Annotated in this window: 1 protein-coding gene; it reads right to left on the reverse strand. The window is 67.0% G+C overall.

The window, feature by feature from the left end; translation table 11 throughout:
- Nucleotides 1–588, reverse strand: a 588-nt coding sequence (locus EN893_RS37025) for a glycosyltransferase (RefSeq protein ID WP_128362309.1), incomplete at both ends; no start/stop codon positions are given.

Consider the following 588-nt stretch of genomic DNA (forward strand, 5'->3'; position numbering starts at 1 on the left):
CCAGGCCTCAGGGGCGAGGATGATCTCCTGCAATTTCGCGCCAAGAGCTGCTGCGTCGCCGGGCGGAACATGCCAGCCGGTCTCCCCGTCGCTGACCACTTCCACCAGCCCGCCTATCGCCGACACAAGCGGCGGCCGGCCGTATGCCATCGCCTCGATGGCGACGCGGCCCAGCGATTCCGGACGCCGCGACGGCACGGTGACGATATCGGCCCATCGATAATGCTCCGAAGGGTCGGGAATGAAAGGCAGGACTCTGACGCGCCCGGTAAGCCCCATGGTTTCGACCAGTTCGGCAAGCGCATGCTCGCGCTCGGTGCTTTCGAAGGCGCCGCCGACCAGCCGCACCTCGATCCTCGACTGGAGTTCTGCCGGCATCGCGGCGATCGCCTCCAGCAGGATTTCCTGCCCCTTGATCCGGTTGATGCGGCCGAGCAGCAGCACCCGCAATGGGCGCTTGCCGTCATAGGTGGTCGGTTCGACCGCCGCCGGCCCGGCAACGCCGTTGTAGACGACATGCGTGCGCGCGGTCTTGGGATCGCCGAAAGCGGCGCGCGTCGCGCGCGAGTTGAAGATCAGATCGGCATG

It is taken from the genome of Mesorhizobium sp. M7A.F.Ca.CA.004.04.2.1 (genome assembly GCF_004022825.1).
GTDB lineage: Bacteria > Pseudomonadota > Alphaproteobacteria > Rhizobiales > Rhizobiaceae > Mesorhizobium.